This is a genomic window from Butyrivibrio sp. AE3006, from assembly GCF_000424165.1.
Taxonomy (GTDB): Bacteria; Bacillota; Clostridia; order Lachnospirales; family Lachnospiraceae; genus Butyrivibrio.
The window spans coordinates 162,234-177,562 of sequence record NZ_AUJJ01000003.1 but is presented as its reverse complement, the minus strand read 5'-3'; the positions used below and the strand labels follow the sequence as shown (position 1 = coordinate 177,562).

The window sequence follows — 15,329 nt, the reverse complement described above, 5'->3', positions numbered from 1 at the left end:
GCCAACAGCAGCAATGCTTCTTGGCAGGACATATTTTTATAGGAATAAATTTTGGAAAAGATAGATATTAAATCTCTTACAAAAGAGGAACTGACAAATAAAATTAAGGAAATGGGTGAGTCCGGCTTTAGGGCCGGACAAATCTATGATTGGATGCATAAAAAGCAGGCAAGAAGCTTTGATGAGATGACAAACCTCTCTAAAGCTCTTAGGGATAAGCTTGCCACAGAGTGCGATTTTGTATCCCTTCGTATCGAAAGAGTTCAGGAATCTGCCATAGATGGCACAAGGAAATATCTCTTTGCTCTTTCAGACGGGAACCTTATCGAGAGTGTTTTCATGAAGTACAAATTTGGAAACAGCGTATGCGTATCCTCTCAGGTGGGCTGCAGAATGGGATGCAGATTCTGTGCATCCACGCTGGACGGCGTTGAGCGTAATCTTTCAGCATCTGAGATTCTTGATCAGATATATTCCATTATGAAGGATACGGGAGAAAAGATATCCCGCGTTGTTGTCATGGGAAGCGGAGAGCCCCTTGATAACTACGATAATATTCTTAGATTTATTCAGCTTTTATCTGATGAGAACGGCCTTAATATGGGACAGAGAAATATTACTGTTTCTACCTGCGGAATAGTTCCTAACATGTATAAGTTGGCAGATGAAAAGCTCCAGATCAATCTGGCAATCTCTCTTCATGCTTCCAATCAGGCAAAGCGGCAGGAGCTTATGCCCATAGCTAACAAGTATTCAATTGATGAGCTTATGGATGCCTGCAGGAATTATTTTGAAAAAACAGGAAGACAGCTTACCTTCGAGTATTCCCTTGTAGGCGGAGTTAACGATACCGATGATGATGCGGACGAACTGGCAGCATTACTTTCTGATTTAAACTGCGTGGTCAATCTGATTCCTGTTAATCCTATTAAGGAAAGAGATTTCGTAGAGAGTACAAGGAAGCGCGTTCTTGATTTCCAAAAGCGTCTTGAAAAACGCCGTATAAATGCCACTGTTCGCCGTGAGATGGGACGTGATATTGATGGCGCATGCGGACAGCTCAGAAGAAGACATATAGAAGAAAATTCCTGAGACAGGGAACTGATTTGATTAAAGAGTTTTCCTAAAGTAAACTGTATTGTGGATTTTGGCAAGATGACAATGTAAACAGTTTACTTAAGGAGTTTATTATGGCAATCAGAATTATTACCGATTCAGCAAGTGACATACCACAGGATAAAGCAAAAGAGTGGGGGATCACAGTTATACCTCTCAAAGTCCGCTTTGGTGAAGAGGAGTTTTTGGATGGAGTGACCCTTACAAGTGATATGTTTTACTCAAGACTGGTTGAGTCGGATGAGCTTCCAAAGACCAGTCAGATTCCGCCCTTCGAATTCGAGGAGGAGTTTAGAAAGGCAGTGGAAGCAGGGGATGATGTTATATGTATGACATTGTCTTCCGGAGTTTCAGGATGCTATCAGAGTGCCTGTATAGCAGCTGATGAGTTTGACGGAAAAGTAAGAGTTATAGATACCATGCAGTTTTGCATATCTGAATACATCATTGTTCAGAGAGCAGTACAGCTTCGTGACGAAGGCAAAAGTGCAGATGAGATAACCCGGATTATAGAAAAGGAAAAGAAGTTCGCCAGAGTCATTTCTGTTTTTGATACACTGGAATATCTTAAGATGGGCGGACGAATTTCTTCTGCTGCAGCCATGGCAGGTGGCATATTATCCATAAAGCCTGTTGTTACCATTGAAAACGGTGTTGTTGCCGTTGTTGGAAAAGCAAGAGGATCAAAAAATGGTAATAATATGTTGATTCAGTATATTGATAAACACGGCGGAATAGATTATGATAAACCGATGTGCTTAGCATACTCCGGATTATCGGATGAGTTTCTTTTAAAATATAAAGAAGACAGTAAACATCTATATGTTGATTATGTGGATGATATTCCGATTGAGCATGTTGGTGCCACAATAGGCACATACGCCGGACCCGGTGCTATAGCATGTGCATATTTTCATAAGAACTAAGATATGAGAAAGGAATAACGATGAAAAAGGCATTTGATAATGACAAGTACATTTCCATGCAGTCTGAGAAGATTCGCGAGAGAATCGGACAGTTCGGCGGAAAGCTTTATATGGAATTTGGAGGTAAGCTGTTTGATGATTATCATGCATCAAGAGTACTTCCCGGATTTCAGCCGGATTCAAAGATCCGCATGCTTACTCAGATCAAGGAAGACGTTGAGGTAGTAATTGCCATCAACGCAGGCGATATCGAGAAGAACAAGGTAAGAGGCGATCTTGGTATCACTTATGATATGGATGTACTGAGACTTATTGATGCTTTTCATGATTATGGTCTCTATGTGGGTTCCGTTGTTCTTACAAGATATGACGGAACAGATACCGTAATCGCATATCAGAAAAAGCTTGAGAGCCTTGGTATCAAGGTTTACAAGCACTATACAATTCCCGGATATCCTTCAAACATTCCGCTTATCATCAGCGATGAGGGATACGGCAAAAACGAATACATCGAGACAAAGCATTCACTGGTTGTTGTTACAGCTCCCGGCCCCGGAAGCGGAAAAATGGCTGTATGTCTTTCACAGCTTTATCATGAAAACATCCATGGTGTTAAGGCAGGTTATGCGAAGTTTGAGACCTTCCCTATCTGGAATATCCCGCTTCAGCATCCTGTAAACCTCGCTTACGAGGCAGCTACAGTGGATCTTGCTGATATGAACATGATCGATCCTTATCATCTTGAGGCATACGGAGTTTCAACAGTTAACTACAACCGTGACGTTGCTGTTTTCCCTGTGCTTAATACAATGTTCAAGCAGATTTACGGTGATTCACCTTACAAGTCACCCACAGATATGGGTGTAAATATGGCAGGTAACTGCATCATTGATGATGAGGCAGCTCAGGCAGCAGGTAAGCAGGAGATCCTCAGAAGATATTATAAGGAGCTCTGTGAAAAGAGAAAGGGAGACAGCTCTCAGGAGCGTATCGACCAGCTTGAGCTTATCATGCAGAAGGCAGGCTGCACTGTTCAGGACAGACCAGTAGTTTCAGCTTCTAATCTCAAGGCTGAACTTACAGGTGCTCCCGCAGCTGCAATAGAGCTTCCTGACGGACAGGTTATCACAGGTAAGACAAGCGCTCTTATGGGTGCTACCAGTGCCATGGTATTAAATGCCCTTAAGACTCTGGCAGGAATTCCTGATGAAGTTCAGCTCATTGCTCCTTCAATCATCGAGCCTATCCAGGATCTGAAGGTACAGCACCTTGGCGGACACAACCCTCACCTTCATGTAGGAGAGATACTTATCGCGCTTACAATCTGCGCAGCTACAGATCCGCAGGCTAAGGCAGCTATTGATCAGCTTGGCAAACTCAGAGGACTTGAGGTTCATTCAACAGTTATCCTTTCACCTGTTGATGAGAACACCTTCCACAAGCTTGGTGTTAACCTTACATGTGAAGCTAAGTATCAGACCAAGAAGCTTTATCACGGCTGATTTAGTAGCGTTTTAACATTAGATTTTTAGCGATATTTTATGGATTAATAATTTTTATAAATGAACCCCGGTGGTATAATAATTACTATACAACCGGGTGTTTCTATATTTGTAATATAGGAGGCTTTAACATGAATCAGAGTTTGTATAATGCAGTTTTTTGTGTTGGCGAACAGAAAATTGATCCATTTGCAGCAGCTAAAATAGATTTTGACAGAGTAATCGGTGACATGAGACTTGGCGGATATGAGATCACATCTCTCAATGTTGCAGAATTTATAGTACTCCACTGGCTCGATGATATGAGAAAGAAGAAAAATGACATAATCGATGCCACATCCGGCGTAGACAACCGCGACGCTTATTGTCTGGAGAAGTTTGGCATATCCTTTAAGGATATAGATGCATTGGAGCCTACCACAGATATAGAGTGGGATCTTAAGAGCGGACAGGTACTGTTATTCCTTGGAAGCGAAGTTCAGTACAAGGAAGACGCCTATATGAAGATGTTTGGTGAAGATCTTCAAAAGTTTTGTCAGGATACCGGCTTTATCTACACAAAGCTTGGTGAAGCAATATAGCTAGTATTTTTATTCCTCCTTTTTCTTTTTGTATTTTATTATGAACGAAGACGGCTCGACGTGAGTATACCTCCGTCGGGTCTTCTTTTTGCCACAAAATATAGTGGTAAAACCTCAGGAAACACCAAATGTTCAGGTACGATTTGAATATTAATTTTTTCTTAAGAATAGAGCCAATATATTACATTAATCGTAAAAAATTGCTAGAATTATTTTAGTGTCGCTCTGGATTTTGGTAGTTTGAAAATGGAGGAAAAAATATGCTAAGTAAAGGAGATTGTGTAGTTTTTGGTAACCATGGACTGTGCGAGGTAAAAGATATCCTTGTTCCGGCATTTTTAGAGAGAGGCAATGAGACACTGTATTACAGCATGGTCTCAAGCATAGACACTAAAGGAGTAATTTTTGTTCCCGTTGAGGGGGCTGAAGATAAAATGCGTGAAGCTATTGATGCAGATGAGGCTGAGGAGCTTATTAATGAGATCGATGAGCTCGAGGTTTATGACATCCCTGCAGGTAAGAAGGCAGAGGCCGTTATTGTTGACGTTATTAAGCGCAACAAGGCTCCTGAGATGATGTGCCTTGTTAAGTCACTTAGAGGCATCAAGGCTAAAAGAGCTGCTGAAGGCAAGAAGTTCGCTTCTATGGATGAGAAGTATCTTAGTATTGCTGAGAAGCTCCTGTATTCTGAGATGGCTTATTCCATGGAGTCTAAGCTTGATGCAATCAAGGAGCGCGTTACAAATGAGTTATCACAGCTTACTCTTGCATGAATACTTAAACGATTAACCGATAATTTTATATAACATTTAAATATAAAAGGCTCCCGATTCGCTTAGAATCGGGAGCCTTAGTTTTATCTATTTACGGTTTAAAGTAACTGATAGCTTCTGTCATGTTTTCTGCAAGCTCTTCCAGTTTACCTGCAGCTTCTGTAATGATAGAGAAGGTAGCATTGAGCTCCTGCATGGAGGCGTTGGTCTCCTGAGAGGATGCGGCATTCTCTTCTGAAACAGCTGACAGATCAGAGATGATATTAAGCAGCTCGTCCTTGGCATGATTCAGTTCTTCGATTCTGCCGGAGATGTTATCTGTACTCTCTGATACATTATCTACGTTCTCAGCCATGCTCTGCATGTTACCCTTGGTATCTGTAAGCTGTGCTTCCTGCTGTTCGAAGTTGCTGTTGAGCTTTTGCATTACTGCAACGGATGCTTCAGAATCTGCTACAAGCTTATCAACGATCTTCTTGATCTCATCTGCACTGTCAGAACTCTGCTCAGCCAGCTGTCCGATCTCTGTAGCAACAACCGCAAAGCCTTTTCCTGCTTCGCCTGCTCTGGCAGCTTCGATGGAAGCATTGAGGGACAGGAGGTTAGTCTGGGAAGCGATTGAGGTGATGGCTTCTGAGAACTTGGAAATCTCTTTTGCGGATTCATTGGTGGAATCTATGGTCTGACCGATTTCACGAACAGATGCCTGAACCTCTTCACTCTGAGTGATCAGCTTGTTGAGTGCTGCCATTGCAGTTTCGCAGGACTGCTTCATTTCTGTAGCATAGCTCTGCAACTGATTTACGTTATCAGTAACAATTTCAATATTGTTGCCGATTTCCTGAGTGTTTCCTGCTGCGGTTTCAACGCTCTCAGCCTGTGATACAGCACCTTTTGAGATTTCATCAACGGCTTCGCTTACCTGGTTGGAAGCATCGGATGCTTTTGTTGCGGATTCGCTCAGTTCCATACCGGAGTTTTTAAGCTCATTGGACATATCCACTGTGGTCCTGATTACTTCACCAAGCTTGTCGCTAAGCACCTTTGCTCCGTCGGCGAGAAGACCGATTTCATCATTACGTTTAATTGTAGTTTCATCGATTGTGAGGTTAAGGTTACCCTGTGCAAGGAGTCCAAGTTCATCAGCGATGGCTCTCATCTTAACGGAAGCAGTATTGGCAACTACGAATCCGACTATTGAAAGAGCAGCTACGAGAACAATAGCAATGACAACCATTGTGATAATGGCTTTTTGAATTGCAGTCTGTACGTCATCCCCAAGTCTTCCTGCAAAAACCATACCTGCAACACTGCCGTCAGACTGAAGCAGTGGTGCGTAGTATGAATAGTATTTAGTTTCTGTACCGGCTACTGCTGAATCGGGAATATAGTATTCCTGCTTATTCTGTAAAACATGCTCATTGGTGGCAGCGCCAATCTTAAAGCCCACAAGTCTCTTACCATTTTCCTGAAGAGTTGTAATGACACGCTCATCCATATAGAAAAGAGAGTACTGAACACCGGTTTTGGAATGAAGTTCATCCATTAATTCCTCGTATTCACCCATAATGTTCTCTTCACCCTTGTAGACATTTGTTCCGTCATAGGACCAGTCACCATCCCATACGGAATTCATTTCACTTTGAAGATGCTCTGCAGCAACCTTGAGCTCTTCTTCTACCATGTTGTTATAAGTCTTTTTCAGTTCCACAATACTTATGATTGTAAGAATAGCCGAAATTGCGATAATTGCAGCGATTGCTGCTAAGATAAGCTTCTGTATCAGTTTACCTTTTCGAACCTTTGCCTCCATAGAAATCCCCCTTTGAATGAACGTACATAAACACAAATAAAATCGTGATTTATCGGTACTTATATTCTACATCATATATTTTGTTAGAATGTTAAATTAGAATAAAAGTTATCAATTTTTTATAAAATTTAAAGGGGCTTGTTTGTGGTATAATTAAGAATTATGAGCGAAAAAACAATAAAACTATATGACGAAAATGCATACAATAAAGAATTCGAAGCAAGGGTCATGGATTGCAGGCCTGCAAACGGTGATTTTGACGGCTTTGAGATAATTCTGGACAAGACTCTTTTCTTCCCGGAGGAGGGTGGACAGACACCGGATAAAGGAACAATTCAGGTGAAATCGGAAGCCGGCGAAGGGACAGCTGATGGAGATGTGGTGAATGTCCTTGATGTTCAGATAAAGGATGATGTGATAAGCCACTTTACGGATAAGTCAATTGAGCCCGGGACTGTGATAAAGGGAATCATTGATTTTGCACACAGATTCAGCAATATGCAGCAGCACTCAGGAGAGCATATTTTTTCAGGAATTGTGAACAGCCTATATGGCTATGACAACGTGGGCTTTCATCTTAGCGATTCCGTGGTGACCATGGATTACAGCGGGCAGCTTTCAAAGGAGGAGCTGACTGACGTAGAGCTTCGTGTTAACAGGGCGATCTATGAAAATGTTCCTATTACCTGCAGATATCCTTCAGCGGATGAACTTGCAAAGCTTGATTACAGAAGTAAAAAAGAACTTACAGGAGATGTGAGGATTGTTACGGTCGAGGGATATGATATCTGCGCCTGCTGCGCACCGCATGTAGCAAGGACCGGAGAGATTGGGATTTTGAAAATTGTAAGCTCCCAGAATTACAAGGGAGGAACAAGAGTCAGCATACTTTGCGGACAAAGAGCTCTTTTGTATTTGGCAGGAATGCATGATATGATAACGGAACTTGCAAATTCACTGACTACATCTGTGGATAGCATTCCGGATCTGATCCATAAACAGCAGGAAGAGATAGCCGCACTTAAAAGATCATTATCGGAGGCAGGAGAAAAAATTCTGCTTAGTGAGGCGGCGGAGCTACCTGCAGATAGCAAATGTGTTTTCATGTTTGCAGATAAAAACTCTGATGCCAATGTAATAAGACGAGTTGTGACAAAGCTTGTTGCTGACAGAGAGGGCTGTCTTGGTATCTTTTTCGGAGATGATACTGATGGCTACCGTTTCATAATAGGATGTGGAAACGGTCTTAACAGTAATGATGTTCTAAATATCCTTAAGGAGAAATTCCAGGTTCGGGGAGGCGGAGCCCCTGCAATGGTTCAGGGAAGTATAAGCGGTGCTTCCAAGGAGGATATTCTTAGCGTGGCAGCGACGATATGATCTACACTTGCAGCATGCTGCCTTGTAGATTGCAGTAAACGCTATGGAGGAGTGATTATGGAAAAACGGCATGAATTTAGAATGGGGCTAAGAGATGCGATTCCTATATGCCTTGGTTATCTGGCAGTGTCCTTTGCATTTGGCATACAGGCTTCAGAGGCAGGACTTAGTGTTTTTCAGGCATCGATAATGTCTCTTGCAAATGTAACAAGTGCAGGACAGTTTTCTGCTCTTGACCTTATTTGCAATAACGGAACATATGCAGAGATTGCACTTTTACAGCTTGTGGTAAACATGAGATATATGCTGATGAGTACGGCGCTTTCGCAAAAGCTTTCATCAAAAGTGGGGACTGTTTCAAGATGTCTTATTGCTTACGGCGTAACAGATGAGATATTCGGCCTTAGCGTTACAAGAAAAGGAAAGCTCCATCCGGCATATTCCTACGGTCTTATAATCTGTTCAGTTTTTGGATGGGTGCTTGGTACCTTCCTTGGAGCCTTTGCCGGACAGATCATGCCACAAAGGATTATAAGTGCTCTTGGACTTGCGATTTACGGAATGTTCATTGCGATTATAATTCCCGATGCCAGAGAGTCTTTGGCAGTTTTGATGGTAGTTGTTTGCGCAATGGTGTTCAGCACAGTTTTCACATATGCACCTGTGCTCAGAGAGATTTCATCAGGATTTCGCATTATTATTGTCACAATAGTTGTGGCGGCCGCTGCGGCAGTGTTATCTCCTGTAAACAATGAGGAGGTAACAGATGCATAATACATATATTTACATTTTGGTAATGGCAGTAGTAACATATCTTGTCAGAATGTTGCCGCTTACACTGATAAGGCGCGAGATAAAAAGTAATTTCGTGAAATCATTTTTGTATTACGTGCCCTACGCTACTTTGGCAGCAATGACTTTTCCTGCTATACTTCATGCTTCCGATGACATCAGAGGATCAATTGCAGGCTTTGCGGTTGCCCTGGTACTGGCTTATAGGAAAAAGAGTCTTCTCACTGTAGCGGCAGTTAGCTGTATTGTAGTATTTGCAGTTGAGTGGTTTATTTGACAATAGGGTTCCCGGGTTTTTATTTTGAAAACAGGCCCCTGTCATTTTTCATGGAGGTTTAAATATGCATATTGGAACAGGTTATGATGTACACCGACTGGTCCCCGACAGGAAGCTTATTCTTGGGGGAGTTGATATCCCTTATGAAAAGGGGCTCCTTGGACATTCAGATGCGGACGTACTTTTGCATGCCATAAGTGATGCTCTTCTTGGGGCAGCAGCACTTGGAGATATTGGAAAACATTTCCCGGATTCTGATCCCAAATACAAGGGAGCAGATTCAATAAAGCTTTTGTCAGAGGTTGGCAAAATGCTTGAGGAGAATGGATATCTTATAGAGAATATTGATTCTACTATTTTATGTCAGGCTCCAAAGCTTAGACCATATATTGATACCATGCGTCAGAATATTGCAGACGCCCTTGGAATCAATATTGAACAGGTAAGCGTAAAAGCAACTACTGAAGAAGGCCTTGGTTTTACAGGGGCAGGCGAGGGTATCGCAGCTCAGGCGGTTTGTCTTCTTGCAAGTCCCATCGAGTATTACACCAAAAATGTCACATTCCAGACAGGAGAAGCTCCTAAGGGTGGATGCTGCTGCGGTGGCGCTGATAGTAATGAATGAGGAATAGGATCGGATGGAAGACATCAATAATATGAATCTTGATCTGGCAGCTGTCGTTAGAAACGAATTCGAGGTTTCCGGTGAACCTATGAACAGATACAGCCCTCTGGCACTGGCTTTTATGGGGGACAGCGTGTATGAGATCATTATAAGAAGCATCGTTGTTCAGGAAGCAAACAGGCCTGCGGGGCAGCTAAACAAGATTAAGGTAAAATATGTAAATGCCGCAGCTCAGGCAAAAATAATAGAATACATAGAGCCTTTGCTTACAGATGAAGAGAGCGATGTGTATAAGAGAGGCCGAAACGCAAAGTCAGCCACCAGCGCCAAGAACCAGAGCGTAAACGACTACAGGAAGGCCACGGGCTTGGAAGCGCTGTGCGGATATCTTTATCTAAATGGCGAAATGGACAGACTGATATCCCTTTTGAAAAAGGGAATAGAGGTCATAGAACGATAAGTGCTTTGTGAAGGCGTAGATGGTAAGAGACCACTGCATGTATTTTTCAGGAGATTTAAATGAGAGAAGAAAAACGTAAGAACGGTTTTAAGAAGGATAACCATAATAAGGATAATTTCAAAAAGGGCGGCAGCAAAAGAGAGAGTTCAAACAGAGATGACTTTTTTGCAGATGAAGCTGTAGGCAGCCTTACCATTGAAGGCAGAAATGCAGTTATAGAAGCAATCCGCAGCGGTAAATCCATTGATAAGATTCTTGTACTTGATGGATGCCAGGACGGACCTGTGGCTACCATCAGAAAGGAAGCCAAAAAAGCAGGGATAATGCTTAAGTTTGTTTCAAGAGACAGACTTGATCAGATATCTGAGACAGGTGCTCATCAGGGTGTTATTGCCTATGCGGCAGCTTATGACTATTCCGATATGGAGGATATCTTTAACCTTGCGGAGGAGAGAGGCGAGCCTCCCTTTGTGCTGATTCTTGATAACATTGAGGATCCCCATAATCTTGGCGCTATCGTAAGAACTGCCAATATTGCAGGAGCTCATGGGGTTATCATTCCCAAGAACAGAGCGGTGGGACTTACCGCCACAGTTGCCAAGACCAGTGCCGGTGCTCTTAATTACACACCTGTTGTAAAGGTTACAAATATCGCCAGAACAATTGATGAGCTTAAAGACCGCGGCATGTGGTTTGTATGCGCTGATATGGACGGAAGCCTTATGTATGATCTTGATCTTAAGGGCTCCATCGGCCTTGTAATAGGTAATGAGGGCTCGGGAGTCAGCAAGCTTGTCAGAGAAAAATGCGATATGGTTGCATCAATTCCCATGAAGGGACAGATAAATTCCCTTAATGCATCAGTGGCAGCAGGCGTTCTTGCTTATGAGATTGTGAGGCAGCGCGGATTTAGTAAGTAATCATCAGACAAAACTGCTAACACTACCTATGACATGTTACTGTAACTAAGCTTCACTTTAAGAGGAGTGCAGATGACAAAAATATCAATGGATGAATCCGACGAGGAGCTTATAACAAGGCTCAGGGACGGAGAGTCCGATGTTACAGATTACATAATGAATAAGTACAAGGATATGGTCAGATCCAAGGCTGCTTCTATGTATATTCTGGGGGCCGACAAGGACGATCTTATCCAGGAGGGTATGATTGGCCTTTTCAAGGCGGTCAGGGACTATGATGCCGGAAGAGATGCAAGCTTTCGTACCTTTGCCGACCTTTGCGTATCAAGGCAGATGTACACTGCCATTCAGGCGTCCAACAGGAAAAAGCATGCGCCCCTTAACAGTTATATTTCCCTCTATTCCAAGAAGGGAGATTCCGATGAGGACAAGGAGTTTTCTCTGGACCAGATTCTTGAGGATATGAAGGACACGGATCCCGAGTCCATGATGATAGATAAGGAAAACACCAGAGACATCGAAGAGTTCATTGAGAATGGACTTAGCGAGTTCGAGCAGTCAGTGTTAGAACTACATATGACGGGCATGAGCTACGTAGAGATTGCCAGGGTTTTGGGAAAAGATGAAAAGTCCACAGATAATGCTCTTTTCAGATTAAAAAATAAGATACGTAAATATATAAATAAAAATTCGGATAAATGATAATGAGCCTGATTTCTGTCAGAGAAACAGCGGTTTATAAATTTCTTCTTGCGAAGGCAATCATATTATGCTACAATTAACAAGCTGTTGTGATATGACAGCAATTGTAACTATAGTATAATATTTAAAAAAATATTAAGAATCATTGATATAAAAGAGGTGAGAATATGAGACAGGAAATTCAGCCCGAGTACTATCAGGCAACTGTTACTTGCAACTGCGGTAACACATTCACAGTAGGATCTACTAAGAAGGAGATTCACGTAGAAATTTGTTCTAAGTGCCATCCTTTCTATACAGGTACACAGAAGGCAACAGCTGCTCGCGGACGTATTGATAAGTTCAACCGCAAGTATGGCATGACTTCTAACAACTAATTTTACTTGTGATTACGAAGAGGCCAAAGCAGATGCTTTGGTCTCTTTTTTCTAAGAAAAAGGAGCTATTATGGCGAAGCAGAAGATAAATCATTATTCCGGAATAGGCGGACAGGCAGTTCTTGAAGGCGTTATGATGCGCAACAAGGACGTATATGCTGTTGCTGTTCGCGAGGAGAATGGTGAGATCGCAGTTGAGACAGATCATTATAAGGGAGCAGGCGAAGCTATGGGACTTACACATATCCCATTTCTTAGAGGTGTATTCGTATTCTGGGATTCGCTGGTACTGGGAATGAAGGCTCTCAATTACTCTGCTTCTTTATTTGGAGAAGAGGATATTGCTTCAAGCAAGGATCCTATAGCAGAAGAGGGTAAAGAGAAGGCTATAATGGGCTTCACCACAGTGATAGCTTTTGTTTTTGCAATTGCACTATTCATGATACTTCCATATTATCTGAGTTCACTTATGGAGTCATATATCAGGAACAGTTCAGTGACAGCGCTTCTTGAAGGAGTTCTCAGAATAGCGATTTTTGTGATCTATATTCTTTTGATTTCGCTTATGAAGGATATCAGAAGATTATTCCGTTATCACGGAGCTGAGCACAAGTGCATCAACTGCCTTGAAGCAGGTAAGCCCCTTACACTTGAGAATGTAAGAGAGAGCTCCAGGCTTCACAAGAGATGCGGCAGCAGCTTTATTCTGTTTGTAATGGTGATAAGTATTATATTGTTCTTCTTTATAAGAACACCTTCCGTGCCTTTAAGGATTGTCATCAGAATAGCGCTTATACCCGTTATCGCAGGTATCGCTTATGAGCTCATCAGAATCGCAGGCAGGAGCAACAATATCATTATTCGTATTTTATCTGCGCCAGGAATGCTTATGCAGATGCTCACTACAAAAGAGCCCGATGATGAGATGATCGAGGTTGGAATGAAGTCAGTTGAGGCTGTATTTGACTGGAAGGAATTCCTTGAGGATTCCTTTGGATACAAGTTCGAGGATGAAGAGAAAATCGCAGAATGACTTTTTATCGCGAACAAAAACTATACTACGAATTAAAAGTTTAACTAGAAAATTTAGAGGATTTACAGAAGATGGATTACGCATCACTTTATAAAAAAGGAGAGGAAAAACTGAATAATGCCGGTATTGCGGATGCCTCCCTGGATGCGAGACTTCTTCTTGAGAGCGTTTGCGGGACAGACCACAATACCCTTTTATCCCACGGAGATATTGAGGTCAGTGCCGAGAATGAGAGCGCTTATCTTGAACTTTTAGCTAAGCGTGAAAAGAGGATACCTGTTGCCTACATTCTTGGGAATGCTGAGTTTATGGGCATTGAATTTGATGTGACAGGAGATGTTCTTATTCCCAATCAGGATACGGAGACTCTTGCAGAGGAGGCCCTCAGATATCTTCACGATGGGATGAATATACTTGATCTTTGCACAGGGTCTGGCTGCATTGCGCTGAGCCTTCTTAGATACAGCAATGATACCAAGGCTACAGGCACGGATATGTCCGACAAGGCCTTGGAAGTCGCTGCTCACAATGCTCAAAAGCTTGGTTTTGAGGATAGATTCAGTGCGGTAAAGGCGGATATTTTCCCTGAAGCTTCAGATGTTAAATACGATATCATCGTATCCAATCCGCCCTATATTCCTACGGCAGTGATTGAGACCTTAGAGCCTGAGGTTAAGACCTATGAGCCTTACATGGCTCTTGATGGAAGTGAGGATGGTCTTATCTTTTACAGAAGGATTGTGCCGGGGGCTAAGGAATATCTGTATAAGAGCGGATATCTGTTTCTTGAGATCGGATATGATCAGGGCGAAGCGGTAAAGAGCCTTATGGAAGAAAACGGATACAAGGATGTTCAGGTTATAAAGGATCTTGGCGGCAACGACAGAGTAGTCAGTGGTTGCTTCTATTAGCGGTGCTTAATTCATTTTTGTAACTGTGTTATTTAGTACCGATTTATAGGAGGCAATTATGTTTGATAGATTAGAAGCAATGGTTCGCAGATATGAGGATATCACCATGGAACTGGGTGAACCCGGTGTTGCTGCAGACCAGAACAGATTTAAAGCGCTCATGAAGGAACAGAGCGATATTTTACCGATACTTGAAGAGTTCCAGAGATATAAGAGCTGTAAGCAGACAATAGCTGACAGCGAGGAGCTTCTTTCAGCTGAATCAGATGATGATATGAAGGAGATGCTAAGGGAAGAGCTTTCCGCAGCTAAGGATGAGCTTCCCGGAATTGAGGAGAAGCTTAAGATTCTAATGCTCCCCAAGGACCCTAATGATGATAAAAACGTTATCGTCGAGATCCGTGCCGGTGCAGGCGGAGATGAAGCCGCTCTTTTTGCGGCTGATATGTACAGAGTCTATACCCGCTATGCAGATCGCATGGGCTGGAGAATCGAGACTATGAGCGTGGAGGATACCGGAATCGGCGGAATGAAGTCTGTTAACTTCATGCTGTCAGGTACAGGTGCATACTCAAGACTTAAATTCGAGAGTGGAGTTCACAGAGTTCAGAGAATACCTGCCACAGAGTCAGGCGGAAGAATTCATACCTCCACAATTACCGTGGCTATTATGCCTGAGGTAGAGGATGTAGAAGTCGACATCGATATGAATGACTGTAAGTTCGATGTTTTCAGAGCTTCCGGAAATGGCGGACAGTGCGTAAATACTACGGATTCAGCTGTAAGACTTACGCATATTCCTACAGGAATCGTTATTTCCTGTCAGGATGAGAAGAGTCAGATTAAAAATAAGGCAAAGGCTCTTAAGGTTCTCAGAGCAAAGCTCTTTGACCTTGAGAGACAGAAGCAGCATGATTCAGAGGCCGCTCTTAGAAAGAGTCAGGTTGGAACCGGTGACCGTTCAGAGAAAATCAGAACCTATAACTTCCATCAGGGCAGGGTTACAGACCACAGAATAGGTTTAACCTTGTACAAGATAGATGCTATAATGGAAGGAGATCTGGACGAGCTTATAGATGCACTTACTACAGCCAGTCAGGCTGAGAAGCTTGCAGGTCTTGCACAGTAAAACGTTTTGAAC

The 15,329-nt window shown here is 42.6% G+C and carries 17 protein-coding genes; 16 read left to right on the top strand and 1 reads right to left on the bottom strand.

The window, feature by feature from the left end; all coding sequences use genetic code 11:
- Nucleotides 1-51: 51 nt before the first annotated feature.
- The 5 genes from rlmN (at nt 52) to G603_RS0103880 (ending at nt 4,898) form a co-directional block, all read left to right on the top strand.
- The gene (gene rlmN / locus G603_RS0103900) at nt 52-1,092 is read left to right on the top strand and encodes a 23S rRNA (adenine(2503)-C(2))-methyltransferase RlmN (protein WP_026669376.1); all 1,041 of its coding nucleotides are present in this window, start codon (nt 52-54) and stop codon (nt 1,090-1,092) included.
- A 98-nt stretch (nt 1,093-1,190) separates the two neighbouring features.
- On the top strand, nt 1,191-2,042 hold the full coding sequence (locus G603_RS0103895) for a DegV family protein (RefSeq protein ID WP_026669375.1): 852 nt from the start codon (nt 1,191-1,193) through the stop codon (nt 2,040-2,042).
- Between the two features lie 20 nt (nt 2,043-2,062).
- Complete coding sequence (locus G603_RS0103890; protein WP_026523235.1) at nt 2,063-3,544, top strand: DUF1846 domain-containing protein; 1,482 nt, start codon at nt 2,063-2,065, stop codon at nt 3,542-3,544.
- Between the two features lie 131 nt (nt 3,545-3,675).
- Entirely contained in the window at nt 3,676-4,125 is a 450-nt protein-coding gene (locus tag G603_RS0103885) for a hypothetical protein (protein ID WP_026669374.1), read from the top strand.
- A gap of 260 nt (nt 4,126-4,385) precedes the next feature.
- On the top strand, nt 4,386-4,898 hold the full coding sequence (locus tag G603_RS0103880) for a CarD family transcriptional regulator (RefSeq protein ID WP_026495266.1): 513 nt from the start codon (nt 4,386-4,388) through the stop codon (nt 4,896-4,898).
- Nucleotides 4,899-4,989: 91 nt separating this feature from the next.
- On the opposite strand, the gene G603_RS0103875 is transcribed toward G603_RS0103880, so the two are convergent.
- Nucleotides 4,990-6,711 carry a methyl-accepting chemotaxis protein gene (locus tag G603_RS0103875; RefSeq protein ID WP_035791890.1) on the bottom strand — a complete coding sequence of 574 codons (1,722 nt, stop codon included), beginning with the start codon at nt 6,709-6,711 and terminating at the stop codon, nt 4,990-4,992.
- 162 nt (nt 6,712-6,873) lie between these two features.
- Between G603_RS0103875 and G603_RS0103870 the strand changes: the two genes are divergently transcribed.
- From G603_RS0103870 to prfA, 11 genes are all read left to right on the top strand, one after another.
- The gene (locus G603_RS0103870; protein ID WP_035791886.1) at nt 6,874-8,091 is read left to right on the top strand and encodes an alanyl-tRNA editing protein; all 1,218 of its coding nucleotides are present in this window, start codon (nt 6,874-6,876) and stop codon (nt 8,089-8,091) included.
- A 57-nt stretch (nt 8,092-8,148) separates the two neighbouring features.
- Nucleotides 8,149-8,865: an AzlC family ABC transporter permease gene (locus G603_RS0103865; RefSeq protein WP_026669371.1), complete on the top strand. Its 717-nt coding sequence runs from the start codon at nt 8,149-8,151 to the stop codon at nt 8,863-8,865.
- On the top strand, nt 8,858-9,160 hold the full coding sequence (locus G603_RS0103860) for an AzlD domain-containing protein (RefSeq protein WP_026523238.1): 303 nt from the start codon (nt 8,858-8,860) through the stop codon (nt 9,158-9,160). Before G603_RS0103865 ends, G603_RS0103860 begins: the two co-directional genes overlap by 8 nt.
- Before the next feature lie 64 nt (nt 9,161-9,224).
- Nucleotides 9,225-9,785 carry a 2-C-methyl-D-erythritol 2,4-cyclodiphosphate synthase gene (gene ispF, locus G603_RS0103855; protein ID WP_026495261.1) on the top strand — a complete coding sequence of 187 codons (561 nt, stop codon included), beginning with the start codon at nt 9,225-9,227 and terminating at the stop codon, nt 9,783-9,785.
- 13 nt (nt 9,786-9,798) lie between these two features.
- Nucleotides 9,799-10,245, top strand: coding sequence for a Mini-ribonuclease 3 (locus tag G603_RS0103850; protein WP_051207431.1), 447 nt, complete (start codon nt 9,799-9,801; stop codon nt 10,243-10,245).
- A gap of 59 nt (nt 10,246-10,304) precedes the next feature.
- Nucleotides 10,305-11,165 (top strand): 23S rRNA (guanosine(2251)-2'-O)-methyltransferase RlmB, encoded by an 861-nt coding sequence (gene rlmB, locus G603_RS0103845; RefSeq protein ID WP_081667102.1) that lies wholly within the window; start codon nt 10,305-10,307, stop codon nt 11,163-11,165.
- Between the two features lie 72 nt (nt 11,166-11,237).
- Nucleotides 11,238-11,867, top strand: coding sequence for an RNA polymerase sporulation sigma factor SigH (sigH, locus tag G603_RS0103840; RefSeq protein ID WP_026495258.1), 630 nt, complete (start codon nt 11,238-11,240; stop codon nt 11,865-11,867).
- A gap of 167 nt (nt 11,868-12,034) precedes the next feature.
- Nucleotides 12,035-12,244 (top strand): 50S ribosomal protein L31, encoded by a 210-nt coding sequence (gene rpmE / locus G603_RS0103835; protein ID WP_026495257.1) that lies wholly within the window; start codon nt 12,035-12,037, stop codon nt 12,242-12,244.
- Between the two features lie 70 nt (nt 12,245-12,314).
- Nucleotides 12,315-13,277 carry a DUF1385 domain-containing protein gene (locus G603_RS0103830; RefSeq protein WP_026669369.1) on the top strand — a complete coding sequence of 321 codons (963 nt, stop codon included), beginning with the start codon at nt 12,315-12,317 and terminating at the stop codon, nt 13,275-13,277.
- Between the two features lie 71 nt (nt 13,278-13,348).
- Nucleotides 13,349-14,188: a peptide chain release factor N(5)-glutamine methyltransferase gene (gene prmC / locus G603_RS0103825; RefSeq protein WP_026495255.1), complete on the top strand. Its 840-nt coding sequence runs from the start codon at nt 13,349-13,351 to the stop codon at nt 14,186-14,188.
- Nucleotides 14,189-14,246: 58 nt separating this feature from the next.
- Nucleotides 14,247-15,317 (top strand): peptide chain release factor 1, encoded by a 1,071-nt coding sequence (prfA, locus tag G603_RS0103820; protein ID WP_026669368.1) that lies wholly within the window; start codon nt 14,247-14,249, stop codon nt 15,315-15,317.
- The last annotated feature ends 12 nt before the right edge of the window (nt 15,318-15,329 follow it).